The 26,104-nt window shown below is 74.2% G+C and carries 26 protein-coding genes and 2 pseudogenes; 9 read left to right on the forward strand and 19 right to left on the reverse strand.

The features are described 5' to 3' along the window. Positions 1 to 18 precede the first annotated feature (18 nt). Together AC0VYN_RS26570 and AC0VYN_RS26575 are read left to right on the forward strand one after the other, a co-directional pair. Positions 19 to 498 carry an anthrone oxygenase family protein gene (locus tag AC0VYN_RS26570; protein WP_475532998.1) on the forward strand — a complete coding sequence of 160 codons (480 nt, stop codon included), beginning with the start codon at positions 19 to 21 and terminating at the stop codon, positions 496 to 498. A gap of 178 nt (positions 499 to 676) precedes the next feature. After that, positions 677 to 2,167 (forward strand): glutamate synthase subunit beta, encoded by a 1,491-nt coding sequence (locus AC0VYN_RS26575; RefSeq protein ID WP_475532999.1) that lies wholly within the window; start codon positions 677 to 679, stop codon positions 2,165 to 2,167. A 42-nt stretch (positions 2,168 to 2,209) separates the two neighbouring features. Here AC0VYN_RS26575 and AC0VYN_RS26580 read toward each other — a convergent pair whose 3' ends face one another. From AC0VYN_RS26580 to AC0VYN_RS26590, 3 genes are all read right to left on the reverse strand, one after another. After that, positions 2,210 to 3,013, reverse strand: coding sequence for an SAM-dependent methyltransferase (locus tag AC0VYN_RS26580; protein WP_475533000.1), 804 nt, complete (start codon positions 3,011 to 3,013; stop codon positions 2,210 to 2,212). A gap of 91 nt (positions 3,014 to 3,104) precedes the next feature. Continuing rightward, positions 3,105 to 3,380 (reverse strand): DUF397 domain-containing protein, encoded by a 276-nt coding sequence (locus AC0VYN_RS26585; RefSeq protein WP_161168324.1) that lies wholly within the window; start codon positions 3,378 to 3,380, stop codon positions 3,105 to 3,107. Then, positions 3,381 to 4,241: a helix-turn-helix domain-containing protein gene (locus tag AC0VYN_RS26590; protein ID WP_385463890.1), complete on the reverse strand. Its 861-nt coding sequence runs from the start codon at positions 4,239 to 4,241 to the stop codon at positions 3,381 to 3,383. 277 nt (positions 4,242 to 4,518) lie between these two features. Here AC0VYN_RS26590 and AC0VYN_RS26595 point away from each other — a divergent pair, with 277 nt between their 5' ends. The 3 genes from AC0VYN_RS26595 (at position 4,519) to AC0VYN_RS26605 (ending at position 7,857) form a co-directional block, all read left to right on the forward strand. After that, positions 4,519 to 5,160, forward strand: coding sequence for an ATP-binding protein (locus AC0VYN_RS26595; protein WP_475533001.1), 642 nt, complete (start codon positions 4,519 to 4,521; stop codon positions 5,158 to 5,160). After that, positions 5,157 to 5,597 carry a hypothetical protein gene (locus tag AC0VYN_RS26600; RefSeq protein WP_475536994.1) on the forward strand — a complete coding sequence of 147 codons (441 nt, stop codon included), beginning with the start codon at positions 5,157 to 5,159 and terminating at the stop codon, positions 5,595 to 5,597. The genes AC0VYN_RS26595 and AC0VYN_RS26600 overlap by 4 nt, the downstream gene beginning before the upstream one ends. 394 nt (positions 5,598 to 5,991) lie before the next feature. Further along, positions 5,992 to 7,857 carry an ABC transporter ATP-binding protein gene (locus tag AC0VYN_RS26605; protein WP_475536995.1) on the forward strand — a complete coding sequence of 622 codons (1,866 nt, stop codon included), beginning with the start codon at positions 5,992 to 5,994 and terminating at the stop codon, positions 7,855 to 7,857. 35 nt (positions 7,858 to 7,892) lie between these two features. On the opposite strand, the gene AC0VYN_RS26610 is transcribed toward AC0VYN_RS26605, so the two are convergent. The 8 genes from AC0VYN_RS26610 to AC0VYN_RS26645 form a co-directional block, all read right to left on the reverse strand. Then, complete coding sequence (locus AC0VYN_RS26610) at positions 7,893 to 8,078, reverse strand: hypothetical protein (RefSeq protein WP_385463895.1); 186 nt, start codon at positions 8,076 to 8,078, stop codon at positions 7,893 to 7,895. Positions 8,079 to 8,233: 155 nt separating this feature from the next. After that, positions 8,234 to 8,923, reverse strand: a complete 690-nt coding sequence (locus AC0VYN_RS26615; RefSeq protein WP_475533002.1) for a DUF899 domain-containing protein — start codon at positions 8,921 to 8,923, stop codon at positions 8,234 to 8,236. Positions 8,924 to 8,985: 62 nt separating this feature from the next. Continuing rightward, positions 8,986 to 10,914, reverse strand: a complete 1,929-nt coding sequence (locus tag AC0VYN_RS26620; RefSeq protein ID WP_475533003.1) for an FUSC family protein — start codon at positions 10,912 to 10,914, stop codon at positions 8,986 to 8,988. Positions 10,915 to 11,109: 195 nt separating this feature from the next. Further along, entirely contained in the window at positions 11,110 to 12,030 is a 921-nt protein-coding gene (locus tag AC0VYN_RS26625; protein ID WP_475533004.1) for an RNA polymerase sigma-70 factor, read from the reverse strand. Then, positions 12,027 to 13,232 carry an NAD(P)/FAD-dependent oxidoreductase gene (locus tag AC0VYN_RS26630; protein WP_475533005.1) on the reverse strand — a complete coding sequence of 402 codons (1,206 nt, stop codon included), beginning with the start codon at positions 13,230 to 13,232 and terminating at the stop codon, positions 12,027 to 12,029. The genes AC0VYN_RS26625 and AC0VYN_RS26630 overlap by 4 nt, the downstream gene beginning before the upstream one ends. A 116-nt stretch (positions 13,233 to 13,348) precedes the next feature. Next, positions 13,349 to 14,143: a nucleotidyltransferase domain-containing protein gene (locus tag AC0VYN_RS26635; protein WP_475533006.1), complete on the reverse strand. Its 795-nt coding sequence runs from the start codon at positions 14,141 to 14,143 to the stop codon at positions 13,349 to 13,351. Positions 14,144 to 14,185: 42 nt separating this feature from the next. Continuing rightward, on the reverse strand, positions 14,186 to 15,151 hold the full coding sequence (pip, locus tag AC0VYN_RS26640; RefSeq protein WP_475533007.1) for a prolyl aminopeptidase: 966 nt from the start codon (positions 15,149 to 15,151) through the stop codon (positions 14,186 to 14,188). Between the two features lie 32 nt (positions 15,152 to 15,183). Then, positions 15,184 to 15,906, reverse strand: coding sequence for a uracil-DNA glycosylase (locus AC0VYN_RS26645; RefSeq protein WP_475533008.1), 723 nt, complete (start codon positions 15,904 to 15,906; stop codon positions 15,184 to 15,186). A gap of 215 nt (positions 15,907 to 16,121) precedes the next feature. Between AC0VYN_RS26645 and AC0VYN_RS26650 the strand changes: the two genes are divergently transcribed. Further along, positions 16,122 to 16,631: an RNA-binding S4 domain-containing protein gene (locus AC0VYN_RS26650; RefSeq protein ID WP_475533009.1), complete on the forward strand. Its 510-nt coding sequence runs from the start codon at positions 16,122 to 16,124 to the stop codon at positions 16,629 to 16,631. A 13-nt stretch (positions 16,632 to 16,644) separates the two neighbouring features. On the opposite strand, the gene AC0VYN_RS26655 is transcribed toward AC0VYN_RS26650, so the two are convergent. The 4 genes and pseudogenes from AC0VYN_RS26655 to AC0VYN_RS26670 form a co-directional block, all read right to left on the reverse strand. Next, the gene (locus tag AC0VYN_RS26655) at positions 16,645 to 17,331 is read right to left on the reverse strand and encodes a class I SAM-dependent methyltransferase (RefSeq protein WP_475533010.1); all 687 of its coding nucleotides are present in this window, start codon (positions 17,329 to 17,331) and stop codon (positions 16,645 to 16,647) included. A gap of 96 nt (positions 17,332 to 17,427) precedes the next feature. Beyond that, positions 17,428 to 17,682 carry a hypothetical protein gene (locus tag AC0VYN_RS26660; protein ID WP_475536996.1) on the reverse strand — a complete coding sequence of 85 codons (255 nt, stop codon included), beginning with the start codon at positions 17,680 to 17,682 and terminating at the stop codon, positions 17,428 to 17,430. After that, a pseudogene (locus AC0VYN_RS26665) lies at positions 17,640 to 17,798 on the reverse strand (acyltransferase domain-containing protein); the annotation flags it as partial. The gene AC0VYN_RS26660 and the pseudogene AC0VYN_RS26665, both read right to left, overlap by 43 nt. A gap of 127 nt (positions 17,799 to 17,925) precedes the next feature. Continuing rightward, positions 17,926 to 18,006 (reverse strand): annotated as a pseudogene (locus tag AC0VYN_RS26670) (acyltransferase domain-containing protein); the annotation flags it as partial. Between the two features lie 160 nt (positions 18,007 to 18,166). Here AC0VYN_RS26670 and AC0VYN_RS26675 point away from each other — a divergent pair. After that, the gene (locus tag AC0VYN_RS26675) at positions 18,167 to 18,484 is read left to right on the forward strand and encodes a DUF6343 family protein (RefSeq protein WP_475533011.1); all 318 of its coding nucleotides are present in this window, start codon (positions 18,167 to 18,169) and stop codon (positions 18,482 to 18,484) included. 24 nt (positions 18,485 to 18,508) lie between these two features. On the opposite strand, the gene AC0VYN_RS26680 is transcribed toward AC0VYN_RS26675, so the two are convergent. From AC0VYN_RS26680 to rpsA, 4 genes are all read right to left on the reverse strand, one after another. Then, positions 18,509 to 18,889 (reverse strand): tetratricopeptide repeat protein, encoded by a 381-nt coding sequence (locus AC0VYN_RS26680; protein ID WP_385463929.1) that lies wholly within the window; start codon positions 18,887 to 18,889, stop codon positions 18,509 to 18,511. Positions 18,890 to 18,938: 49 nt separating this feature from the next. Further along, positions 18,939 to 19,583, reverse strand: coding sequence for a dephospho-CoA kinase (gene coaE / locus AC0VYN_RS26685; protein WP_475533012.1), 645 nt, complete (start codon positions 19,581 to 19,583; stop codon positions 18,939 to 18,941). A gap of 56 nt (positions 19,584 to 19,639) precedes the next feature. Further along, a complete protein-coding gene (locus AC0VYN_RS26690; RefSeq protein ID WP_475533013.1) occupies positions 19,640 to 20,578 on the reverse strand; it encodes a PAC2 family protein in 939 nt (312 codons plus the stop codon). A 175-nt stretch (positions 20,579 to 20,753) separates the two neighbouring features. Then, entirely contained in the window at positions 20,754 to 22,253 is a 1,500-nt protein-coding gene (gene rpsA / locus AC0VYN_RS26695; RefSeq protein ID WP_225634200.1) for a 30S ribosomal protein S1, read from the reverse strand. 374 nt (positions 22,254 to 22,627) lie between these two features. Between rpsA and AC0VYN_RS26700 the strand changes: the two genes are divergently transcribed. Together AC0VYN_RS26700 and hrpB are read left to right on the forward strand one after the other, a co-directional pair. Next, positions 22,628 to 23,452, forward strand: a complete 825-nt coding sequence (locus AC0VYN_RS26700) for a class I SAM-dependent methyltransferase (protein ID WP_475536997.1) — start codon at positions 22,628 to 22,630, stop codon at positions 23,450 to 23,452. 61 nt (positions 23,453 to 23,513) lie between these two features. Next, positions 23,514 to 26,072, forward strand: a complete 2,559-nt coding sequence (hrpB, locus tag AC0VYN_RS26705) for an ATP-dependent helicase HrpB (RefSeq protein WP_475533014.1) — start codon at positions 23,514 to 23,516, stop codon at positions 26,070 to 26,072. Positions 26,073 to 26,104 lie beyond the last annotated feature (32 nt).

The raw sequence follows: 26,104 nt of genomic DNA on the forward strand, positions 1-26,104 counted from the left end.
GGTGGGAGTGGACGCGACATGATCGACGGGCCGTACTTCGTGCTGGCGGTACTGGGGGTGCTCGGGACCGGTCTGGCGGCCGGGGTCTTCTGCGCCTTCTCGACGTTCGTCATGCGGGGTCTCGCCGCGCTGCCGCCCGCCCAGGGCGTCGCGGCGATGAACGCGATCAACAGGGACGCGGTGCGCCCGGCGTTCATGCTCGTGTTCCTCGGCACGACGGTGCTGTCCGTGGTGATCGCGGTGGTGACGTTCGTGCGGTGGCCGGACGAGGGCGCGGTGGAGCTGCTGCTGGGCAGCGCGCTGTACCTGATCGGGTCGTTCGGGGTCACCGTGGCCGCGAACATACCGCGCAACGAGGCGCTGCTCCGCCTGGAACCGGCCTCGGCGGAGGCGGCCGGCCGGTGGCCCGGCTACGTGCGCGAGTGGACCGCGTGGAACCACGTCCGTGCGGGTGCCTCCGCCGCCGCGGCGGTGGCGTACGTGCTGGCCCTCGCCTGAGCGCGAGCAGCCGCCGGACCTGTGGCGGCTGCGCGCGGAGGACGGCCGGCGGTGGCCGCAGGGCCGGGGAAGAGGCACGTCCGGTGCCCTGCGGGCGGCTGCGGCCGGACGTAGGGTGACGGCGAGAGCGTTGTTCGGCGACGCCCGGCCTGCCAGCCCGCACGCAAGGAAGACGGCCATGGCCGACCCCAAGGGATTCCTGACCACGCCCCGCGAGGACTGGCCCCGCAGGCCCGCCGGGGAACGCGTGCGGGACTGGGACGAGGTGTACGTCCCGGGCGCGCTGCTCCCCCTGATCGGTCCGCAGGCCGACCGGTGCATGGACTGCGGTGTGCCCTTCTGCCACGAGGCCTGCCCGCTCGGCAACCTGATCCCGGAGTGGAACGAGCTGGTCGCGCGCTCGGACTGGCGGGCGGCGAGCGACCGGTTGCACGCCACGAACAACTTCCCCGAGTTCACGGGCCGGTTGTGCCCGGCGCCGTGCGAGGCGGGGTGTGTGCTCGCCATCAACCAGCCGGCGGTCACCATCAAGAACGTCGAGTGCGCCATCGCCGACCGGGCCTGGGAGGAGGGTTTCACCTCCCCGCGCCCGCCGGACCGGCTGTCCGGGCGGACGGTGGCGGTGATCGGGTCGGGGCCCGCCGGTCTCGCGGCCGCCCAGCAGCTGACCCGGGCCGGGCACACGGTCGCCGTCTACGAGCGGGCCGACCGGATCGGCGGGCTCATGCGGTACGGCATCCCCGCGTTCAAGATGGAGAAGCGTCATCTGGAGCGGCGCATCGACCAGATGCGGGCCGAGGGGACGAGGTTCCGTACGGCGACGGCGGTCGGGCGGGACGCCGACGCCGCCGAGCTGCGGACCCGCTACGACGCGCTCGTGATCGCCGTCGGGGCGACCGCCTGGCGCGAACTGCCCGTGCCGGGCCGGGAGCTGGCCGGGGTGCACCAGGCGATGGAGTACCTGCCGCTGGCGAACCGCGTGTGCGAGGGGGACCTGGAGGCGTCCCCGCTGTCCGCCGCCGGCCGGCACGTCGTCATCGTCGGCGGGGGCGACACGGGTGCGGACTGCCTAGGCACGGCGGTGCGGGAAGGGGCCGCGTCCGTGACCCAGCTGGACATCTACGCCCAGCCGGGCGCGGCACGCGACGAGGAGGCCGAGCCCTGGCCGACGTACCCGAAGCTCTACCGGCTGTCGGTCGCGCACGAGGAGGCAGGTCATCTGCGGTCGGCGCCGGCCGCCGACGCGGACGCGCGGCTGTTCGCGGCGTCCACGCTCCGCCTCACCGGCGACGCGGAGGGGCACGTGCGAAGGCTGCACCTGGTCGGGGTGGACGCCGGGCGGCGTCCGCTGCCCGGTACCGAGCGGGCGCTCCCCGCCGACCTGGTGCTGCTCGCCCTCGGCTTCGCCGGGCCGGACCGGACGGACGGGCTCGTCGACGGGCTGGGGCTGGAGCTGGCGCCCCGGGGCACGATCGTCCGGGACCGGGACTTCGCCACCAACGTTCCGGGGGTGTTCGCCGCCGGGGACGCCGCCCGCGGGCAGTCGCTCATCGTGTGGGCGATAGCCGAGGGGCGGGCGGTGGCGGCCGCCGTCGACCGCCACCTGTCGGGCGGCAGCACGCGTCTGCCGGCGCCCATCGGGCCGTACGACCGGCCGATGACGGCCTGAAACCGGCCGTCCCCGCACCCCGGCGGGCCGCCCTGCCCCCGGTCACGGCTTGCGGGCCACCGCCCCGTATCCCGGGATGACCCCGTCGTCCTGCCCGGCGACCGGCTCGCCCAGCTCCGGGTGCCACAGGTGGGGCACCTCGATGCCCGGTTCGACCAGGTCGAGTCCCTCGAAGAAGCGGGCGAACTCCTCGCGCGAGCGCAAGGCCAGGGTGACGCCGGCGGCCCTGAGCTTCTCCGTGGCCGCCCGCGACTCCTCGGGCGTGAAGTCGGCCGTGGCGTGGGTCATCACCAGATGACTGCCGGAGGGCAGCGCCGCCAGCAGCCGGCCGACCAGGTCGTGGGCGCCGTCCTCGTCGGAGACGAAGTGCAGCAGCGCGACCAGCGACAGCGCCACGGGCTCGTCGAAGTCCAGGATCTTCCTGGCGCCGTCCAGGACGGCGTCGGGGTCCCGCACGTCGGCCGCGAGGTACTCGGTCGCCCCCTCGGGCGTGCCGCGCAGCAGGGCCGCCGCGTGGGCCAGCACGATCGGGTCGTTGTCGCAGTAGACGACGCGGGCGTCGGGCACGGTCTCCTGGGCGACCTGATGGAGGTTGGGCTCGGTGGGGATGCCGGTGCCGACGTCCAGGAACTGCCGTACGCCGTGGCGGGCCAGCCAGCGCGTGGCCCGGTGCATGAAGGCGCGGTTGACCCGCGCCATCACCGGCACCCTCGGGTCCAGGGCGAGCATCTGCCGGCCCATCTCCTCGTCGACCGGGTAGTTGTCCTTGCCGCCGAGATACCAGTCGTACATCCGCGCGGGATGCGGCCTGCTCGTGTCGATGCCGGCAGGGGGCTGCCCGGTCATGGCGCGCTCCAAGGTGTGAAGTTTTCGCAGCAATCGGTGATCGGCTCAGTGCCAAACAGCTTAAGAACAAGCAACAACAGGGCCGTGCGATTCAGGACAGCAGGAAGTCCGCCTCTCCCGCCTTCGCTCCCTCGATGAAGGCCGTCATCTCGGCGGAGGTGTAGATCAGCGCCGGTCCGTCGGGATCGGTGGACTGCCGTACGGCGATCCGGCCGTCGGCGAGCTTCATCGCCTCCAGGCAGTTGCCGCCGTTGCCGCCGCTCCACGGCTTGTGCCAGCCCTCGCTGCCCAGTTCGCGGGCGGGCATGCCGTTGTAGATCCGCTCGGCGCGGCCGCGTGGCGATGGCTGGGACTTTATGCGGTTCATTCACAACTCCTTGCGGAGATCCCGGAGGATCTCCTTCGTGCGATGTGCCGTGGCGGCCTGCGCCGCCATGCGGTCCATGACCTCGAGGTGGGTCGCCACCTCGGTGCGCGCGTCGAGGTAGACGGCGCCGGTCAGGTACTCGCTGTAGACCATGTCGGGAAGTTCCGGCACGGCGAATCGGAACAGCACGAAGGGCCCGTACGTGCCGGGGTGCGGCCCGTTCGCGAACGGGGCGATCTGCAGCGTCACGTGGGGCAGCTTCGTGGCGTCGAGCAGCTTGTCGATCTGGCCGCGCATCACCTCCGGTCCGCCGACCGGGCGGCGCAGCGCGGTCTCGTCCATGACGACCCACAGCCGGGGCGCGTCCTCACGGGTGAGGAGGTCCTGGCGTTGCATGCGCAGGGCGACGTGGCGCTCGATGTCCTCGGGCCGGGTCTGGCCGATGGCGCCCGAGCGGAGCACGCCGCGCGCGTAGTCCTCGGTCTGCAGCAGCCCCGGGACGAAGTGGGGCTCGTAGGAGCGGATCAGCGCGGCCGCGCCCTCCAGGCTGACGTACATGGAGAACCAGCCCGGCAGGATGTCGTGGAAGCGCTGCCACCACCCTGGCTTGTTGGCGTCCTCGGCCAGCTGGACGAAGACCTCGGCCTCCTCGTCCCCGATGCCGTAGGCCTTCAGCAGCAGCTGGAGGTACGGGATCTTGAGGCCGACCTCGGCCATCTCCATGCGGCGGACCGTCGCGGGGGCCACGCGCAGGATGCGGGCGGCCTCCTCGCGCTTGAGCCCCGCGCGTTCGCGCAGGTCCAGCAGGCGCCGGCCGAGGACGACCTGGCCGACCGTCGGCGCCGACCGCGGCTCGCTCACCGTCCCACCTCCACGCAGATTCCTGAATTGTTCCGTGCACGGGTGATCCCCGGACCCGGCGATCCCGTGATCGTCGACGAGCCGGCCGCCGTGTGTGCGGACAGCCCGGCGGCGCCATTCGAAGACCATTTCGAAAGTCCGGGCAGACCTTCGGTGATCTGAAGTGGCGCCGCTCGACGTGCTGTTGCGAAGCAGTGTGCCACGGCCGTCCAGACCGTCACACAGCACTCTGCACTTTTCAGAGTGACACTTGCCAAGTGTTCACGGCGGGGCGATAGTGGCAAGCGTGATTCCGTCCGCGCCCTTAGGAACAGACGCCGTCGCGGCCCCCCGGGGCCTCGGCGCCGCCGTGGGAGCCGGCCCCGCGGGGGCCGCCGCTGCCGAGCGCCGGTTCCGTTTCGAGCTGGCCGCACACCCGGGCTCCCCCGCGCAGGCCAGACGCCTGACACGCGCCCGGCTGAACGGCTGGTCGGTGTGCGAGGACACCTGTGACACCGCGGCCCTGGTGGTCTCCGAGCTGGTGACCAACGCGATCGTGCACACCGCGAGCCGGTACGTCGTGTGCGAGCTGCACGACGGCGACGAGCTGGTGCGCATAGCCGTGCGCGACGAGGGCTGCGCGCCCGGCCAGCCGCACCCGTCGGACGGCCAGCGGCCCGACGACGAGCACGGCCGGGGACTCCTCCTCGTCGACGCCCTGTGCGACGCCTGGGGCGCCCACGAACACGGGCCCGGCCTGCTGGTCTGGGCCGAACTGCCGCGCGGCACCAGCGCACCGCACGACCCCGCCGAACCCCGCGACGACCTGGGCTGGGGCGCCCGCCCGAAGCCCGGGCCCGCCGACGGCACCGGCGACGAGGACGAGGCGGAAGCACACCACCCAGAGGCACGCCGTGGAACGGGGACCGCATGGCTATGAGGGCTTCGTCCGGCGTCCGCCCGCTCGGACTGGACACCGTGGTCCGGCTGCAGCGCGCGCTGCTCGAGCCCGGGAGCCTCCGGCGACTGCCCGTGCCCGACGGCATGACGGCCCCGCTGGGCTGCGACGCCGTGACGGTGCCGGCGCGTCTCGGCCCGCTGGTGCTGCCCCGGCTGCCCCGCGTGGGATGCGTCTACGCCGACGACGCCCACTGGTGGTGGATCGTCCCGTCGGACTCCGACTACGCCCTGGAGTGGCCCGCCCCGGCGCGGTACGCAACCGGCGCGGTCGTCCCCGACACCCCCGGCACCCCCGGTTTTCCCGGCCTGATCCACCGGCCGGACGGCACTGTCCCCTACACCCCGCCCATCCCGCTCTACCTGGCGCTGTGCCGCCTCACGGACACGACGCCGACGTGGTCGCGGGTGAGCGCGTAGCCGCCGGGACGCTTTGCACCGTTCCCCCGCCCGCCGCCCGGGCCCTCGGGCTCCGCGCGCGCCTTCGCGCCCTCCCGCGCACGACTCACGCCCGGTCGCGTCCTTCCGCGCCCTCACGCGCCGCCGGCCCCCGTGCCGTCGCTCCGCGCTCCCTTCCGAGCCACCCACTCCTCCTCGTGCGTCCCGGCACGCCCCCGTCCGCTCCGGCCGGTCCGGCATGCGCCCGCGCGCTCCGGTCTCCCCCGCTCGCGCCCTGCCCGTGGTGAGCCCGCCCCCGCGATAGTGGCCCTTCGTCCACGAACGGGGGCTCGCGGTGGGGAAGAGGGGCGGCGCGGAGCAGGCCGGGGTGTCGGAGTCGGAGCGGCTGCTCTTCGGCGGGCCCCTGCGCTACGACATGGGCTGGAGCCAGCACGCGGACGCGTTCCTGGAGCTGGGGTTCCGGGCCATGGTGACCCGGTTGCCGTCCCTGCTGCTGTCCAGTCTGCGGCTCGCCCGGCAGGCCGATCCGCAGGCGGCGCGGACCGTGCTGGCGGCCGAGGTGGGCCGGGGCGTGGCCCAGGCGGTCAGCCTGCTCGCCGTCAACACCGCGCTGGCCGGGCTGATGGCCGCCGGCCCGATCGGGGAGCGGCTGCGCGGAACCGTCCCCGCACTGGTCACCGTGGCCGCCGTGATGCTGGTCGCGGCGCTGCTGCGGGCGGCCTCGACGTACGCGACCGGGCGGCTGGAGCCCAAGGTGGAACGGGTGGCCACCGAACGCTACCTGGAGCGGGCGGCGGCCGTGGAGCTGGCCGCCATCGAGGACCACGCCTTCCACAAGCTGCTGGACACCGCCCAGTACGGCGCGGCCTCCGCACGACGCATGATCATGTACGGCACGCGCGTGGTGAACGCGATGATCTCGCTCGTCGCCGCGGCCGGTGTGCTGACCGTGCTGCACCCGGCGCTGCTGCCGCTGCTGTTGACGATGACGCTGCCGAGCGCCTGGAGCGCACTGACCCTGGCCCGCCGCCGGTACGAGTCCTTCCACGCCTGGGTGCAGCACGAGCGGGCGGGACGGCTGCTGGCCGGCCTGCTCATCGAACCGGCGGCGGCCCCCGAGATCCGGGTGCACGGCGTGGGTCCCTTCCTGCTGCGGCACTTCCGCGCGATGTCGGAGACCGCCGAGGCGGAGCAGGCCCGGCTGGCCCGGCTGGCGGCCCGTACGGGACTGATCGCGGCGGCGTGGACCGGCCTGGCGACGGCCGCGACGTACGCGACCCTCGGCGGGCTGCTGCTGGGCGGCGCGATGGCCCTGTCGGTGGCGGGCACGGCCGTCATCGCGATCCGCACCGGCTCGCAGAGCCTCGGCACGCTCGTCGTGGAGCTGAACGCGCTGCACGAGGAGGCCCTGTTCGTCGGCGACCTGGAGCGTCTGCACGTGGAGGCGGCCGGCCGGGCCATCCCGGTCGGCGGCACCGCGCTGCCGGAGGACGCGAAGGAGGTCCGGTTCGAGAACGTCACGTTCCGCTACCCGGGCGACGCCACCCGCCCCGCGCTCGACGACGTCACGCTCTCGCTGCCGCTGGGCCGGATCATCGCGCTGGTCGGCGAGAACGGCTCGGGGAAGTCGACCCTGGTCAAACTACTCGCCGGGCTGTACACCCCGGACGGTGGCCGCATCACGTGGGACGGCGTCGACGCGGCGACCGCGGACCGGCACGCGCTCGCCGAACGCGTCGCGATGGTCGCCCAGGACTTCAAGCGCTGGCCGTTCACCGCCCGGGTGAACGTCGCCGTGGGCCGCTCCTCCGTGCCGCTGGGCGACGACCGCGTGGCCGACGCGGTCGCCGAGGCCGGGGCCGAGGAGGTGGTCGCGGACCTGCCCCGCGGCCTGGACACCCTGCTGGCCCGCAACTTCAGCGGCGGCCACGAGCTGTCCGGCGGACAGTGGCAGCGGATCGGGATCGCCCGGGCGGCGTACCGGCGCGGCCGGATCCTCATCGTGGACGAGCCGACGGCCGCCCTGGACGCCCGGGCCGAGCTGGAGGTCTTCGAAAAGATCCGCGCCCTGGCCGGCAGTGGACAGACGGTCGTCCTGATCACCCACCGGCTGGCGTCCGTGCGCCACGCGGACCTGGTACACGTCCTCGACCAGGGCAGGCTGGTGGAGTCCGGGACACCGGACGAGCTGCTCGCCACGGGCGGGGTCTACGCGGAGCTGTACTCGCTCCAGGCGGAGCAGTTCACGCAGGCGCCGGTGCCCGCACCCGGGGCGGGCTGATCCCGCCGTTCACCCGGTGTGCCGGCCGTCCGCCGTCACGCGGCCGCGTCACCGGTGGTCCCGCCGCCGCGGACGACGACCAGGAACATGTCCGAGGCGAGGTCCATGACGACCTCGGCGGGCAGGCCCTCCAGACGCCGCGCGTGCGCGAACTCCTCCGCCGGCCAGGAACCGCGCGGCCCGCCGGCGGGAAAGCGCTCGAGCACCGTTCGCCCGTTCACCCTGCACCTCCATGTAGCGCTGTACTCGTAGAGTTAAACGCCAACCATGGAGCGAACACCTCGTGAAGTGATGGTACTGAGACTAAGTTGACACTCGTTCACCGCAAAGTGTGAGCGCCGTCTCGTCCGTCCGGGTCCCTTCGCCACGGTGCGTGTCAGTCGTCGTACTCGTCGTGGTACCGGATCCGGTCGCTGCCCGCGGGCGCCCCGAGAGCCGACGCGCGCCCCTCCGGCCGCTCCCACTGCTCCTGCCGGCCGAGCGCGGTCAGGTCGAGGAGACTGGTGGTCGAGCCGAGCCCGTCGAGGCCGCGTTCGTACGTCGAGTAGGTGTGGAAGACCCGGTCCCGGTCCCGCAGGAAGCAGCTGAGGCCCGGGCGCTCGCCGAGTTCCCCCTCGTGTTCCAGGGTCGCCTCGAAGTCGGTGTTGAAGTCGCTGAGGTACGACGAGTACCAGGGCAGGGTCCAGCCCATCCGCGCCTTGAACGGCAGGATCCTCGGGTACGGCGCGCGGGACACCGCCGCGAAGGACGTGCCGCGTGCCCTCAGGTGCGCCAGGTGCCCGATCTGGTCGAGGAACGCCGAACAACTTCGGCACCCGGCGTCCCACTCGGGCGCGAACATGAAGTGGTGGACGATGAGCTGGTCGCGCCCCTCGAAGAGGTCGAGCAGGGTGGCCTTGCCGTCGCCGCCCTCGAAGACGTACTCCTTGTCGATCTCCACCATGGGCAGTGAGCGCCGCTCGGCGTTGAGCGCGTCCCGCGCTCGGGTGGCCGCCTTCTCCTGGGCCAGTAAGGCCGCGCGCGCCGCGCGCCAGTCCTCGCGCGAGACGATCTCGGGAAGCGACATGGGCTCCAGCTCCTCCTGTGCAACGGTCCGTCGGGGGTGCTGACCGGTGGGAGGCGCGGAACTCATCGCGGTGCGGTGGGATTTCTTTCCGGACCGGCGGTCCGGTGCGGCGGCTGCCCGGCGACCGGCAGCTCCGGCAGGCGCAGCCCCGCGCGTTCGCGCCGCTCGGCCAGCTCGTCGCGCAGCTCGGCGAGCCGCTCGGTGAGCCGGGGTGTGAGGCGGCCGCTGTCGTCGAGGTGCACGGCGCACGCGGTGGTGGTGTCGACGAGCCGTTCCAGGACGGCGGCGACCTCGTCCGCGCCCGCGGAGTGCCGGGCGAGCGCCGGCAGCTCGGCGGCGGCGAGGGCGACGGCGGTGCGGGCCTCGGCGAGCGTGCGGTAGGCCTCCCGGCGCAGCCTCCACCGGGCGGCGCGGTCGTCGGGCTCGCTCAGTACGTGGGCGAGGTAGGCGTGTGCGGCGCCACCCGCCGCCTCGAGCCGGGCGCGGACCGTGCCGCCGCGCTGCCCCGGCATCGGCAGATGCCCGACGATCAGGACGATCGCGCAGGCCAGCAGGGTCTCCGCGATGCGGCTGAGCGCGGCCTGGGGTTCGCCGCCGGTCATGACCAGGGCGAGGACGAGGACGGTGACGACGGCGGTCTGGGCGGCGAAGTGCCGGGCGGCGACGGGCACGAGCGCCCCGCTGAGGACGACGACCGCGACGAACCCCTCCGGCCGGGGCAGCACGGCGGCGAACGCGGCGAAGACGAGCGCCCCGAGGACGGTCCCGGCCACCCGGCACAGCACGCGGGACACCAGCGGGCCCAGGTCGGGCTTGACCAGGAAGACGACGGTGGCGGGCAGCCAGTACCAGTGCTGGTGCGACCCGTACCAGTGCCCCTGGTGCAGGACCTGGCCGACGGCGGCGCCGGCCCCGAAGCACAGACCGGCGCGCAGTCCGTACTCCCGGCCGGCGGCGCCGAGGACGGTGCGCGCCACGGAGGTGAGCGGCCGGCTGCGGGTGTGCAGGTCCCGGCCGCTGCCCCGGTCGAAGGCCTCCGCCGCGTGCAGGAGGGCGTCGTCGAGGGCCCGCAGGGCGGGTTCGGTGCGGGCGGGGGCGGGCAGCGGCCCGGTGGGGGTGTTGCCGCGGACGGCCGCGGCGAGCCGCCGGGGGCCTTCGGCGGCCCGGGCGGGCACGGGGTGCTCCGACCAGGCGAGCGCGGTCGCGGCCTCGCCGAGGGGCAGCGCGGCGGCGTACTGCGCGTGCAGCCGGCGTTCGGCCGAGGAGGAGGGGTGGCGCCGCAGCCGGGGCCCGGCGAGCGCGTCCTGCGCCTGGTCGAGGGCGGCGGTGAGCGCCGCCCGGCGGGCACCGGCGTGTTCGGTGCCCGCCGCCTCCAGCAGCGCGGCGACGGCGTCGTACGCGTCGGCGACGGCCGCGCGCTCCCCGTCGAAGCGGAAGTCGAGGCGCGCGTCGCGGGCGAAGGAGCCGGGTGTGGGCAGGATCAGCCGCAGCGTGAGCAGCCATCCCGCGCCGGCGAGGAAGGCGAGGACGCTCTGCCACCCGGGGTCGGGCATCGGCATGCCGGCGCCCACGGCGGTGGTGACCATCACCTGCGTCCCGGTCCCGGACGCGACGGTTCCGGCGGCGCTGACGCCTCCGGCGACCACTCCGAGCGCGGTCAGCGCCAGGGTCAGCGGGACGGGCCCGAGGTGCTGCCCCGCGAAGGTGCCGCCCAGCAGCCCGGCCGCCCCCGCGAGCGCCGGGACGCCGATCCGCCTGACGGACGTACGGCGACTGCCCGGCCGGTCGTTGATGCCGGCGAGCAGGGCGGCGATGGCGGCGACGACGCCGAGGGAGGTCCGCCCGGCGAGGAGGGCGGCGAGCAGCAGCGGCCCGCCGGCCAGCGCGCCCCGCGTGACCGCGCTCCAGGGCACGGGCCCGCGCTGGGCGTTCAGGGCGTGGGCGAGCCAGGGCGGGAGCGCGAGGACGGCGGGACGGGCGGTGCGGGGCACGGGGCGCGGGGCTCCTGTCGTCTGGTCGAGGGCGGAGGTGAGCCTTCGGGCGACGGTGGCCGGGCTGTGGCGTGCGCTGTCAAGAGTACGGGCGGTTCGTGAGGGGGCGGAAACGGGCGCGTTTCCGCGAGGTGACGGACGCCGGCCCGCCACCGCCGGGAGCCGGGGCTCCGCGGCGGCGCGCGGTGACGGCGCTCACCGCGTACGGACGTCGTAGGCCGTGCCGTCGGCGACGGCCTGGAGTTTGTCCGGGTTGGCCACGTTGTGGATGGCGGTGATACGGCCGTCGGGGCCGAAGTCGAAGGTGACGGTGGCGATCACGCGATCCGGTCCGCTGAACACCACGCCCGGCCCGCCGTTGACCCCGACGAGTTCGGCCTTCATGTCGGCGGGCTCGACGCCCTGGTAGGTGACGGTGCCGATGGCCGCGAACCAGGCGGCCACCGTGGCCGCGCCCACCACCGGGCGCAGGGCCTGGCGGACCTTGCCGCCGCCGTCGGTCCACAGGGTGACGTCCGGGGAGAGCAGTTCCATCAGGGCGTTGACGTCCCCGCCGGTCGCGGCGGCGAAGAACCGCTCCGTGGCATCGCGCTGACGCGAGCGGTCGGCGGCGAAGCGCGGCCGTCGGGCCCGCACGTGCTCGCGGGCGCGGTGCACGGCCTGCCGCACCGCGACCTCGGAGCGCTCCACCGCCTCGGCGATCTCGGCGTGGCTGAAGTCGAAGACCTCCTTCAGCACGAACACCGCGCGCTCCAGCGGGCTGAGCGTCTCCAGCACCACCAGCATGGCCATCGACACCGACTCGGCGTCCATGACGGCCTCGGAGGCGTCCCCGCCGGTGAGGATGGGCTCCGGCAGCCACGGCCCCACGTAGGTCTCCCGCTTGTGCCGGGTGGAGCGCAGCCGTTCCAGTGCCAGGTTGGAGACGATCCGGGTCAGGTACGCCTTGGGGTCGGCCACCTGCGACCGGTCCGCGGCGGACCACTTGATCCAGGCGTCCTGGACCGCGTCCTCGGCGTCCGCCGCGCTGCCGAGGAGGCGGTAGGCCACGGAGAACAGCAGCCGCCGGTGCTCGTGGAAGACCTGCTGGCCGGGGTCGGTGGAGAGGCCGGTCACCTGCCCTCCCCGCTCCGGGTGAAGCGGCCCCCGCGGGGCCAGAACGCGCCCGAGGCGGGCATCTTCTTCATGCGGCCGTAGGTCGGCCAGGGCGAGGCGGTCACGGTCTCCTTGTACCGGACGGCCATGCGCCCGGTCAGGCAGATCCGGCGCGGACTGTCGTCGGGCCGTGTGAACTGCACCACGGCGTCGCCGCGTCCCAGGCTCACCGGCGTGTGATAGTAGCCGAAGCGGAACGGCTTGGGCTGCTTGCCCCTGAGCACCCGGTCGATCGACAGCGCGGCGTGCACCCCGGTCGGCATGCCGCCCTGGCAGGTGCCGTGCATGACGCCGTAGCCCTGGCGGATCGCGGCCGCGTCGCCGATCGCGTACACGTCGGGATGGGACACCGACCGCAGCGCGGCGTCGGTGACGACGCGTCCGTGAGCGTCGACGGTCAGCCCGGCGGCGGCCGCGAGCGGCTGGGCCCGCGTGCCGCTCGTCCACAGGACCGCGTCGGCCGCGACGCTCTCCCCGCCCGCCAGCTCGACCGCGTCGGGCAGCACCTTCACCACCTCGACGCCGGCGCGCACCTGGACGCCCAGCCGGTCGAGCGCGGCGTGCACATACGCCTTCGCCCTCGGGGTCATGGCCGCGCCGGGATCCTCCCTGCCGAGCAGCACGACCTTCGACTCCGGGTACCGCTCGGCGATCTCCGCGGCCGACTCGATGCCGGTCAGCCCGCTGCCCGCGACCACCACCGTGCCGCGGCCGAACCGTGCCAGCCGGTCGGCCAGCAGCTCGGCGTCCTGTGCGCCGCCCAGCGTGTACGCGTGGTCGTCGGCCCCCGGCACCGCGGCGGTGTCGGCGACGCCGCCCAGCGCGTACACCAGCGTGTCGTAGGACAGGACCCGGTCGTCGTCGATCCGCACGGTCCTCGCGTCCGCGTCCACCGCCGTCACCCAGCCGCGCACGAACTGCGTGCCCGTGCCCTCCAGCAGCTCCGGGACGTCCAGCTCGGCGAGCCGCTGCCCGGTCGCCGTCATGTGCAGCCGCATGCGCTCGGTGAAGCGCTCCCGCGAGTTCACCACGGTCACCCGCACGTCCTCGCGTCGCTTCGTCCGGGCCGCTAGCTGGATGGCCGCGGCCATGCCCGCGTATCCCGCCCCCAGGATCACCACGCGGTGCGCGGTCGCCGTGCCGGTCCCCTGTCGTGCGCTCATCGTTCGTCCTCCTTGGCCAACTTGCCGACACCCACCGGATGGAAGCAGGCGGCCCGAACGTGACATGGCCAGGATGTGACGCGCGCCACAGGTCGGCGGCCGGGCGGGATCTGCCGTCACGCACGCGTCGTCGGCGCACCGTGCCGGGCCGCCTCCATGGCTTCGCCCAGCAGTTCCCCGGCCCGCGTGACCGCCCCGGTCAGGTACCGCGGGTCCTCCGTCAGCCGCGTCAGCAGGACGTCGAGGCCGCCCAGTCCCGCCCGCGCGACCATCCCCTTCTCGTTGGTGACCCACTCCCCCCGCGCCGCCAGCACCGCGTGCGCCGTCTGAGTCGCGGCCAGGGCGATCGCGCCGGCCACCTGGGTCACCGCTCCCTTCGGGGCGTGGCCCGCCCCGGCGTAGGCGAGGGTGGCCGTGGCCATCCCGTACCAGTGCTCCGGGGCGGTGGCGCGGAGGGCCGCCGGGTAGGCGGGGCGGGGCAGTTCACCGCGCAGCACCTCGTTGACGGCCAGCTCCGCGACCACGAGGTACGTCGGGATGCCCGCCAGGTGGAACATCAGCGGCTCCACGCCGAAGCGGCCCGCCTCCGCCTCCGCCACCTCGTGCTCGACCGCGTCGAGGTCGCGGTAGTGCACGTCGACCCGGCGTTCGTCGATCGTCAGCCAGGCGCCGCCGTTGAAGACGCCGCCGCCCCACGCGCCGATGCCGGACACCTCCCCCGGCCAGCCGAGGGCACGGAGGCCGTCCGGGTCGAACGCGCCCCGGTAGTAGACCGCCAGGTCCCAGTCGCTGTCGGGCCGGTGGGTGCCCCGGGCCCGGGAACCGCCGAGGGCGACGGCCCGGACGGTGGGCAGGGCGGCGAGCCGGTCGGCGGTCGTGTCGAGGAAGGCCTGGTCCGTGAGGGAGGGCACGGCTGCGAGCTCCTGGTGGATAGGGGGTGGAATGCCGGCCGGTCAGGCCGCGGCGCGGGCGTACTTGTCCGTCGCCGCCACGAGCGCGTCGTCCCCGACCGCGCCGGCGTCGTGTCCCGCCTCGTCCACGACCACCAGTTCGCTGTCCGGCCAGGCGTGGTGGAGCCGCCAGACGATGCCGAGCAGGTTGCCGAAGTCGAGGCTGCCCTGCACCAGGGTGCCGGGGATGCCCTTCAGCAGGTGCGCGTCCCGCAGGACCACGCCTTCGTCGTTGCCGTCGCCGAGGAAGTGGTCGTTGCCCCAGTAGTGCGTGACGGTGCGGGCGAAGCCCATCCGGAACACCGGGTCCTGGAAGCGCGCGATCGAGCCGGGCGGTGCGGGGACGGTCGCCGTCTCCCAGTCCGTCCAGGCCCGCGCGGCCCGCTCCCGGACGTCCGGATCGGGGGACTCCAGCAGCCGGTTGCAGGCGGCGGCCAGGTTGCCGTCGCGCTCGCCGGCCGGCAGGGCGGCGAGGAACCGCTCGTGGGCCTCCGGGAAGACGGTGCCCAGCCCTCGGGTGAGCAGGTCCACTTCGGCGTTGGAGCCGGTCGCGACCCCGGTCAGGACCAGCTCGGTCACCACGCCCGGGTGGGTCTGCGCGTACCGCAGCCCCAGGACCGACCCCCACGACACGCCCCACACCAGCCACCGCTCGATCCCCAGGTGGGCGCGCAGCCGCTCCAGGTCCGCCATGAGGTGGCCGGTGGTGTTCACGCTCATGTCGGTGGTGGGGTCGCTCGCCGGGGGCACGGAGCGTCCGGCGCCGCGCTGGTCGAGCAGCACGATGCGGTACGCGGCGGGATCGAAGTAGCGCCTGAGGTTCGGGCTCGTGCGGGACCCGGGCCCGCCGTGCAGCACCAGCGCGGGCTTGCCGTGCGGGTTGCCCGCGGTCTCCCAGTGGACGTGGTTGCCGTCGCCCACGTCGAGCATGCCGTGGTCGTACGGTTCGATCTTCGGATACAGGCCCATCGGGGCACCGTAGCGCCGACGGGCGCGGCCGTTCATCCCCTTTCCGCCGTGGGCAGCCCCGCCGCCCCGGCCGCGGTGCGGAGCACCTCCCGCAGCATCTCGGGGGTGAGGCGGCCGGTGAAGGTGTTGCGCTGGCTGACGTGGTAGCAGCCGAAGAGGTGCAGGTCGGGGGTGTCCGGGCCGTGCAGCGTGACCCGGGCGCCGTGGGCGAAGGCGGGGCGGGGCCGGGGCAGCATCCAGCCGGCCCCGGCGAACGCCGGCAGCGCGGCCTGCCAGCCGAAGGCACCGAGGACCACCACGGCGCGCAGCGTGCGCCGCAGCAGGCCCAGTTCCTGGACGAGCCACGGGCGGCAGGTGTCGCGCTCCGCGGGGGTGGGTTTGTTGGCGGGCGGGGCGCAGTGCACCGGGGAGGTGACGCGGACGCCGTGGAGCTCCAGGCCGTCGTCGGCGGTGACGGCGGTGGGCCGGGACGCGAGCCCCACGTCGTACAGCGCCCGGTACAGCACGTCACCGGAGCGGTCGCCGGTGAACATCCGGCCGGTCCGGTTGCCGCCGTGGGCCGCGGGGGCGAGCCCGACGATCAGCAGGCGCGCGTCCGGCGGGCCGAAGCCGGGCACCGGGCGGCCCCAGTACGTCCAGTCGGCGAAGGCCGCCCGCTTGGTGCGGGCCACCTCCTCCCGCCAGGCGACCAGCCGCGGGCAGGCCCGGCACCCCGCGATCCGCTGATCGAGCCCGGCGAGGCCGCTGGTGTCCATGCCCCCACCGTAAGACCACCGGGCCACCGCTCGGCCACGCCCCCGGGGGGGGCCGGCTGTGCCGCCGCCTGCCGCGCGCGCGTGAGGGGGCGGCCGTCCCGTCGACTGCCGCGCGGCACGGCACGGCACCCGATGGTCCCGGCGCCCCGGGCCCCGTCTCCCGGCCCCCCCCGATATCCGGTCCCCCGCACGGGGCCGGGCGGCTAAGGTCGGGCATGGCTTCCGAGCATGACGAAAGCACCGGCGGCGAGGCGAAGGCCGCCGAGCAGGCCCCCGACCCGAAGACCGCCGCCGCGGTCGCCGCCGCCGAGGCCGCCGGGCCGCAGCCCGGCGAGAGTGTCCGGGTCGACAGCTGGATCTGGGCCGTCCGCCTGATCAAGACCCGTTCCCTCGGCGCGACCGCCTGCCGGGGCGGTCACGTCCGGGTCAACGGTGAGCGCGTGAAGCCCGCGCACTCCCTGCGCGTCGGCGACGAAGTGCGCCTGCGGCACGAGGGCAGGGAACGGGTCGTCGTCGTGAAGCGGCTGATCCGCAAGCGGGTCGGAGCCCCGATCGCCGCCCAGTGCTACCTCGACAACTCCCCGCCGCCCCCGCCCCGCGAGGCCGTCGCCCCGGCCGGCATCCGCGACCGGGGCGCCGGACGCCCGACCAAGCGGGACCGGCGCGAGCTGGAACGCCTGCGCGGCCTGGAGGGCCCGGGCCGCCCGGAAGGCCCGGCGAGGTAGCCGGCCCGTCCCCTCACCCCCGGTCCGCGGGAACCGCCCGCACCCATGTCCCGTCCTCGGTGAGACAACGGTCCACCCTCAGCCCCGCCGCTGCCAGCGCCTCCTCGAACTGCTCCTCGGTCAGCGGCCGGGCGCGGAAGGTCTGTGTCCAGACCGCGTCCGGGAACTCGTACTCCACGTGGACCGAGTTGACACCCTCCCCGACCGGCTTCGCCGACACGATCCGCACGGTGAAACCGCTCGGGTCCACCCGCTCGCGCGGCACGTTCGTGTGGTAGTCCGCGCCCTCCCGCTGGATCAGCACGCAGCCGCTCTCCGAGACGTGCCGGACGCAGGCGTCCAGCAGCCCTCTTCTCACCTCGACGTCCCCGGCGTGGACGAGGAACGACGCCAACATCACGACCTCGAACGTCTCGCCGAGGTCGAGGTGCTCGATCGGGCTGCACACGGTGCGTGCCCCGCACACCTGCTCCAGCATCTCGGCGGACTCGTCGACCGCCGTCACGTCGAAGCCGCGCTCCAGCAACGGCCGGGTCATACGGCCCACTCCGCAGCCCAGCTCCAGGATGCGCGCGCCCGCGGGCACGGCCGCGGCCACGATGTCCGGCTCGGTCCCGACGGGCAGCCGTGAGTAGAGCTCGACCGCGCAGCCGTCCGGGGTGATCGCCCCTGGCCCCGTCCCCTGGTGTCCCTCTCGCATTTTCAGCTCCATGCCCGTCCAACGGGCCGCGTCCGCACAGCCGTTCCACTCCGCGGCCGGTTCACCCGACCGAGTGAACGCCCGGCCGTCGCCGGTTCAGAGCGGCAGCCAGCCGTGCCCGAGGTGCCAGTGGCCGACCGCCCGCATACGGTCCCCGACGGCCCGCTCCACCGACGTGCGGCGCGGCAGCCGCGCGGCCGCCGCATCGGGGGCGCCGAAGACGAAGCGGAGGGGCTCGGCGTCGGCCGGTTCAGCGTCGGGACCCCCCGGAAGCGTTGCTGGAAGCCAGCGATGTGGGAGTCCAGGGCCAGATACCGCTTCAACTGCGGGTCCAGCAGCCAGGAGTGGCAGACCGCGGCCGGGTACGGCTCCTCGGTGAAGTGACGGCGGACGAACTCCCGGGCGAGGACCAGGCAACGGTCGCAGGCGGTCGGCGTCAGCGGTCCCCGGGAGCCGGGGACGTGCACCTCCAGGCAGGGCTCCCCCGGTACGGCGTCCAGACCGGCCCGCCGCAGCAGCGGTGCGCGATGCGCCGGCCGAACCGGGCCCGCTCGAACTGAGCCTCCCCAGCTGGTACGGCTCGCCCCGGAAGTGGTGTGTCAGCCACTGCGGGGCCTGCACCCCGCCCGTGCCGTGCCGGCTGCGATGCCCCGCCATGTCGCGGCCCAGGTCGGCGAGCGTCCGCCGGTGACCTCAGCCGCGTCGCCCCGGGGTCCCGCGTCACCGACCGGTGCGGTGCGATCAGGCGTCGGGCAGTACGGCTCGGTCCGGTCGCACGGCTCGGTTTCCTCCTCGGCGTTCCGGGAGTACGTTTTTGACAGGAGTGGTCATCCCCATGCGTACGGGAAGTGAACCGACAACCGCGCGCAGTGCCCTGCGGGCGCGGTTCTGGCTGAGCCTGTGGGGGGTGGTCTGGTCGATCTTCGGGACGGCCGTCTTCGCGCTCACCGGGCGGCCCGGCTGGGCCGTGGCCTTCGGGGTCCTGTGGCTGATCATCATGGTCGACCTGGCCGTGATCATGCGGCACATCCGCCAGGGCCCGCACTACCAGCCCGGCCCGGACGTCCCGCCGTACCGGCCACCGGAGCACCGCACGCGGGACGGTCCCCGGGGGCCGCCCCCCGGTGGGCCCGGGGCACCCGGGAGCCCGTGACCCGCACCGGCCGTCCCGTCGGGATCAGGAGTCGAACCGCGCCTGTTGCAGGTACTCCGGGTTCGGGTCGAGGGCCGCGGCCAGCCGGAAGTGGCGTCTGGCCTGGTCCGGGCAGCCCCGACGCTCGAAGGTGCGGGCCAGCGCGAAGTGCGCGAAGGCGTTGTCCGGCTCGCGTTCCAGGACGATGGTGAACTCCAGCTCGGCCGGTCTGAGCTGCGCCGCCGCGAAGAAGGCGCGGGCACGCAGCAGCCGTGCCGCGGTGTTCTCCGGGTGCGTGGCGATGACTCCGTCGAGGAGCTTCACCGCGCCCCGCGGGTCCCGCGCGGCGAGCAGTTGCTCGGCGGCGCGGAAGTCGATGACGTCCGTCTCCGGAGTCCGTCCGGTCGAACCGCTGGTCTCGGGCACGGCAGAGTCCTTCCCTCGCTGGAAGGGCTCAACGCTCCCGCGGGGGCCGCTATTCCTGCGCCGGCCGGGGCGGCGGCGCACTCGCCGGGGGCTGCGCCGCGTGGGCCCTACGGGTCAGCTCCGCCCACACCTCCGCCACGCGGTGCCGCAACCGCTCCAGCGGCACGTCGTTGTCGATGACGACGTCGGCGATCTCCCGGCGCTGTTCCCGGGTCGCCTGGGCGGCCATGCGGGCGCGTGCGTCCTGCTCGGTCATGCCGCGCAGCCGCACCAGCCGGTCCAGCTGGGTGGCCGGGTCGGCGTCGACGACGACCACGACGTCGTACAGCGGCGCCAGACCGTTCTCGGTGAGCAGCGGGACGTCGTGGACGACGACGGCGTCCTCGGCCGCGGACCTCTCGAGTTCGCGGGAGCGGGCACCGACCAGGGGATGCACGATCGCGTTGAGCGCGGTCAGCTTCTCCGGGTCGGCGAACACGATCGCGCCCAGCCGGGGCCGGTCCAGGCTGCCGTCACCGGCGAGCACCTCCGCGCCGAACGCCTCCACGACCGCCGCGAGCCCCGGGGTCCCCGGCGCGACGACCTCGCGGGCGATGCGGTCAGCGTCGATCAGTACCGCCCCGCACTCGACCAGCAGCCGGGACACCTCGCTCTTGCCGGCGCCGATCCCGCCGGTCAGGCCCACACTCAGCATGAGCGGAAGCTTAGGGCCTGCCGGTGACGGCACCTCGTACGGGGCGCCGCGGGACGTCAGCCGTCGCCCTCCCGCTCCGCCAGGAAGCGTTCGAACTCGAGACCGATCTCGTCGGCCGACGGGATCTCGACCGGCTCGGCGAGCATGTTGCCCCGGGTCTGGGCGCCCGCGGCGGCGTCGTACTGGTGCTCCAGGCCCTGGACGAGCGCGGTCAGCTCCTCGTCACCCTCCTGGATCTGCCGGTCGATCTCGGTCTGGGTCCGGTGGGCCTCCGTGCGCAGGGCGTGCGCGACGCCGGGCAGGACCAGTCCGGTCGCCGCCGTGATGGCCTCCAGGACGGTCAGCGCGGCGTCCGGGTAGGCGGACCGGGCGATGTAGTGCGGCACGTGCGCGGCGACGCCCAGGGCGTCGTGACCGGCCTGAATGAGCCGGTACTCGACGAGCGCCTCGGCGCTGCCGGGGACCTGCGCCTCCTCGAAGGGGCTGCGGTGGCCCGGGACGAGGTCGGTGCGGTTGCCGTGCGGGGTGATCCCGACGGGACGGGTGTGCGGGACGCCCATGGGGATGCCGTGGAAGTTGACCGAGAGGCGGACACCGAGCCGCTCGACGATCTGCCGCACGGCGGCGGCGAACCGCTCCCACTCGACGTCCGGTTCGGGGCCCGACAGCAGCAGGAAGGGCGCTCCGGTGGCGTCCTGGACGAGACGCACCTCGAGGGTGGGTTCCTCGTAGTCGGTCCAGGTGTCGCGCTTGAAGGTCAGCAGCGGGCGGCGGGCCCGGTAGTCCACGAGCCGGTCGTGGTCGAAGCGGGCGACGACCTGGTGGGGCAGCGAGTCGAGCACCTGGTCGACGATCTGGTCGCCGGTCTCGCCGGCGTCGATGTATCCGTCGAAGTGGTAGAGCATGACCAGCCCGGCCGACTCCTGGGCGAGTGCCATGTCGACCACGGCCAGGCCCTTCGGCTCCCACGCGTACAAATCTTGCGGATCAAGCACAGTGACCGCTCCCCTCCTGGTGTCCGTGGGTCATAACGCCGGTGCGGGGGCGGGCATTCCCGGAACGGGAGGCGGTGATCTTCACGGCGGCCGGGCAACGCGAAGGGGCCGCACCTCGAAAGGTACGGCCCCTCGGTGTCAACGACCGGGCCTCAGCGGCCGGCGTTCACGGTGTTCAGCTCTGGCCGCCGGCCAGCTTCTCGCGCAGCGCGGCCAGCGCCTCGTCCGACGCCAGGGCGCCGGAGTTGTCGCCACCCTCGGAGGAGTACGAACCGCCACCGGACGCGGCCGGAGCCGCACCCGCGGTGTCGCCACCCTCGGCGGCGGCCTTCTCGTCCGCCTCGCGGGACTTGATGACCTGCGCCTGGTGCTGCTCGAAGCGCTGCTGCGCCTCGGCGTACTGGGTCTCCCAGGCCTCGCGCTGGGTCTCGTAGCCCTCGAGCCAGTCGTTGGTCTCGGGGTCGAAGCCCTCGGGGTAGATGTAGTTGCCCTGGTCGTCGTAGGACGCGGCCATGCCGTACAGGGTCGGGTCGAACTCGACCGCCGACGGGTCGGCACCGAAGGCCTCGTTGGCCTGCTTCAGCGAGAGGCTGATGCGGCGACGCTCGAGGTCGATGTCGATGACCTTGACGAAGATCTCGTCGTTGACCTGGACGACCTGCTCCGGGATCTCCACGTGGCGCTCGGCCAGCTCGGAGATGTGGACCAGACCCTCGATGCCCTCGTCCACGCGGACGAACGCACCGAACGGAACCAGCTTCGTGACCTTGCCGGGCACGACCTGGCCGATCTGGTGGGTGCGGGCGAACTGCTGCCACGGGTCTTCCTGGGTCGCCTTCAGCGACAGGGAGACACGCTCGCGGTCCATGTCGACGTCGAGGACCTCGACGGTGACTTCCTGGCCGACCTCGACAACCTCGGACGGGTGGTCGATGTGCTTCCAGGAGAGCTCGGAGACGTGGACCAGGCCGTCGACGCCACCCAGGTCCACGAAGGCACCGAAGTTGACGATCGAGGAGACGACGCCGGAACGGACCTGACCCTTCTGGAGGGTGGTGAGGAACGTCTGGCGCACCTCGGACTGGGTCTGCTCCAGCCAGGCACGGCGGGACAGGACCACGTTGTTGCGGTTCTTGTCCAGCTCGATGATCTTCGCCTCGAGCTCCTTGCCCACGTAGGGCTGGAGGTCGCGGACGCGGCGCATCTCGACCAGGGAGGCCGGGAGGAAGCCACGGAGGCCGATGTCGAGGATGAGACCACCCTTGACGACCTCGATGACGGTACCGGTAACGATGCCGTCCTCTTCCTTGATCTTCTCGATGGTGCCCCAGGCACGCTCGTACTGGGCGCGCTTCTTCGAGAGGATCAGGCGGCCTTCCTTGTCCTCCTTCTGGAGAACAAGGGCCTCGATCTCGTCACCGACGGCGACGACCTCGTTGGGGTCGACGTCGTGCTTGATCGAGAGCTCGCGGCTCGGGATGACACCTTCGGTCTTGTAACCGATGTCGAGCAGGACCTCGTCCCGGTCGACCTTCACGATGACGCCGTCGACGATGTCGCCGTCGTTGAAGTACTTGATCGTCTCGTCGATCGCGGCGAGGAAGGCTTCCTCGTTACCGATGTCGTTGACCGCAACCTGCGGGGTGGTGGCGGTGGTCTCGGTGCTGCTCGTCATGTGGGAAAGGGCTCCGGTACGGACATTGAAGTCGTAGGTACTGCTTACGCCGGGAGCCCGTTTCGCTCTGCAGAAGCCGGACAGCCAAGTAAGCGTCACCGAAAAACAGTGGCGACGCCTCGAGAACCGAGGGGACATACAACAGATGCGAGCGCGACCTGCTACGTCTGAGGTGCGCAGGCCCGCAGCGCAACTTGTAGCATACGGGGGCGGCCGGGCATGGTCAATGCGCGAAGCCGCCCACCCGGGGCGGATCGCCGCATACCCGGCGCAGAAGCCGTCTCCGGAGGCCGCGCGGAACCCGTCGAGTCCCGTGCCCGAGGCCCCGGACAGCCTGGCCGGAAGAGCCGCAGACTAGTACGAGGGAGCCGGTCATCCAAGAGCCCGTAACGTCCGAAGCCGGAGAGACGGAATCCGAGGCCACCCGGCGCGCCGCCGGTGTCACGGAGAGTGCCCGCGCCAACCGCGGCTGGTGGGACCGGAACGCGGACGAGTACCAGGTCGAGCACGGCACCTTCCTCGGCGACGACCGCTTCGTGTGGTGCCCCGAGGGCCTGGACGAGGTCGAGGCCGAGCTGCTCGGCCCGACGGAGGAGCTGAAGGGCAAGGACGTCCTGGAGATCGGCGCCGGCGCCGCCCAGTGCGCGCGCTGGCTGGCCGGCCAGGGCGCGCGTCCGGTGGCCCTGGACCTCTCCCACCGCCAGCTCCAGCACGCGCTGCGCATCGGCGCCGGCTTCCCGCTGGTACAGGCGGACGCGGCCGTGCTGCCCTTCGCGGACGGCTCCTTCGACCTGGCGTGCTCGGCCTACGGGGCGCTGCCCTTCGTCGCCGACCCCCGGCTGGTGCTGCGGGAGGTGCGCCGGGTGCTGCGGCCCGGGGGGCGCTTCGTCTTCTCCGTCACGCACCCGCTGCGCTGGGCCTTCCCGGACGAGCCGGGCCCCGAGGGGCTGTCGGTGTCCGCCTCCTACTTCGACCGCACGCCGTACGTCGAGCAGGACGACGAAGGCCGGGCGGTGTACGTCGAGCACCACAGGACGGTGGGCGACCGCGTCCGGGACGTCGTGGCGTCGGGGTTCCGGCTGGTGGACCTGGTGGAGCCGGAGTGGCCGGACTGGAACACCTCGGAGTGGGGCGGCTGGTCCCCGCTGCGCGGCCATCTGATCCCCGGGACGGCGATCTTCGTGTGCGAGCGCGACTGACCGGCCTCCGCCCTCCACGCGCGCGTGGAGGGCGCTTCCGCCGGCGTACGACACTGGGGACGTGATCCGTTACGACGCCCTGGACGCGCTGCCCGTGCGCGGTGCCCTGCCCGCTCTGCACGACGCCCTGGAGGGCCACGGCACCGCGGTGCTGGTCGCGCCGCCCGGCACCGGCAAGACGACGCTGGTGCCGCTCGCGCTGGCGGGCCTGCTCGGCGAGGGGCCCGCGCGGCGCGTGGTCGTGGCCGAGCCCCGGCGGATCGCGGCGCGGGCCGCGGCCCGGCGGATGGCGTGGCTGCTGGGCGAGAAGCCCGGCGGCAGCGTGGGGTACACCGTGCGCGGCGAGCGGCTGGCCGGGCGGCACACGCGCGTGGAGGTCGTCACGACCGGCGTGCTCCTGCAGCGGCTCCAGCGGGACCAGGAGCTGACCGGTGTCGACGCGGTCGTGCTCGACGAGTGCCACGAACGGCACCTGGACGCGGACACGACGGCGGCGTTCCTGTGGGACGTGCGGCAGGCGCTGCGGCCCGAGCTGCGGCTGGTGGCCGCGTCGGCGACGACCGACGCGGAGGGCTGGGCCCGGCTCCTGGGCCGGGCGCCGGTCGTCGAGGCGCGGGGCGTGGCGTACCCGGTGGAGACGGTGTGGGCGCCGCCCGCCCGGCCGGTCCGGCCGCCGCACGGGATGCGGGTCGACCCGGCCCTGCTCACGCACGTGGCGTCGGTGGTGCGGCGCGCGCTGGCCGAACGGGACGGGGACGTGCTGTGCTTCCTGCCGGGCGTCGGCGAGATCGCCCGGGTCGCGGGGCAGTTGTCCGCGCTCGGGGACGTGGAGGTGCTCCAGGTGCACGGGCGGGCGCCGGCCGCCGTGCAGGACGCGGTGCTGTCCCCCGGGGCGCGGCGCCGGGTGGTGCTGGCGACGTCGGTGGCGGAGTCGTCGCTGACGGTGCCCGGGGTGCGGGTGGTGGTGGACGCGGGGCTGGCCCGGGAGCCGCGGGTCGACCACGGGCGCGGGCTGAGCGCGCTGACGACGGTGCGGGCATCGCGGGCGGCGGGACGGCAGCGGGCCGGGCGGGCGGGGCGTGAGGCGCCGGGCACGGTGTACCGCTGCTGGGCGGAGGCGGAGGACGCCCGGCTGCCCGGCTTCCCGAATCCGGAGATCAAGGTGGCCGACCTGACGGCGTTCGCCCTCCAGGCGGCGTGCTGGGGCGATCCGGAGGCGTCCGGGCTGGCGCTGCTGGACCGGCCGCCGGGCGGCGCGATGGCGGCGGCGCGGTCGGTGCTGACGGCCGTGGGCGCGGTGGACGCGGCCGGCCGGGCCACGGAGCGAGGCGTACGGCTGTCGCGGCTGGGGGTGCATCCCCGCCTGGGGCGGGCGCTGCTCGACGCGGGCGCCTCGGGCACGGTGGCGGAGGTGGTCGCGCTGCTCGGCGAGGAGCCGCCGCGGGAGTACGGCGACGACCTGGCGTCCGTGCTGCGGGCGGCCCGGCGCGGGGGCGACGCCTACGGGGCCCGGTGGCGGACGGAGGTGCGGCGCCTGCGGGCCGCCGCGGCACTGCCCGACGAGGTACCCGCCGGTGCGGCGGGGGGCGCCGCGGGTGACGTGTCCTCGGGCGCGGCGGACGGGTCGGGGGAGGACGGGATCGTCGGGCTCGTGGCCGCGCTGGCGTATCCCGAGCGGGTGGCCAGGAAGGACGGTGGTTCGTATCTGATGGCGTCCGGGACGCGGGCGGAGCTGCCGGAGGGGTCCGGGCTGCGCGGGGCGCCGTGGATCGCCGTCGCCGCGGCCGACCGGCCGGTGGGCAGGGGTCACGCGCGGGTGCGGCTCGGCGCGGTCGTGGACGAGGCGACGGCCCGGCTGGCGGCGGGCGCCCTGCTGACGGAGCGGGACGAAGTCCACTGGGCCGGCGGTGACGTGGTGGCGCGGCGGGTCGAACGGCTCGGGGCCGTCGAGCTGTCGGTGGGCCCGCCGGCCGACGCCGCCCCCGGCCTCGTCCGGGACGCGCTGCTGGAGGGGCTGCGGCGGGAGGGGTTCGGGCTGCTGCGCTGGTCCGCCGACGCGCGGGTGCTGCGGCAGCGGCTCGCGTTCCTGCGGCAGCGGCTGGGCGAGCCGTGGCCGGACGTCTCGGACGACGCGCTGCACGCGCGCGTGGACGAGTGGCTGGAGCCTGAGCTCGGACGGGCCCGGCGGCGGGCCGACCTGGCCCGTGTCGACGCCGGGCAGGCGCTGACGCGGCTGCTGCCCTGGGCGTCGGGCGAGGCGGCGCGGCTGGACGAGCTCGCGCCGGAGCGGATCACCGTGCCCAGCGGGTCCGGGATCCGGGTCGACTACAGCGATCCCGGGCAGCCCGTTCTCGCGGTGAAGCTGCAGGAGATGTTCGGTCTGGAGCGGTCGCCGGAGATCGCCGGGGTGCCGCTCCTCGTCCACCTCCTCTCCCCCGCCGGCCGGCCGGCGGCGGTCACGGCCGACCTGGCCTCCTTCTGGAAGGACGGCTACAAGGGCGTACGGGCGGAGCTGCGCGGCCGGTACCCGAAGCATCCGTGGCCCGAGGACCCGGCCACGGCGCAGGCGACACGGCACACGAAGGCGCGGCTCGGACGGGAGTCCGCGTCCGGGACCTGACGGCTCCCGCCGTCACGCGGCGGACGGCCCGA

Source organism: Streptomyces sp. 63XJN7_1_ISO-PGPR-S23-121, assembly GCF_056173025.1.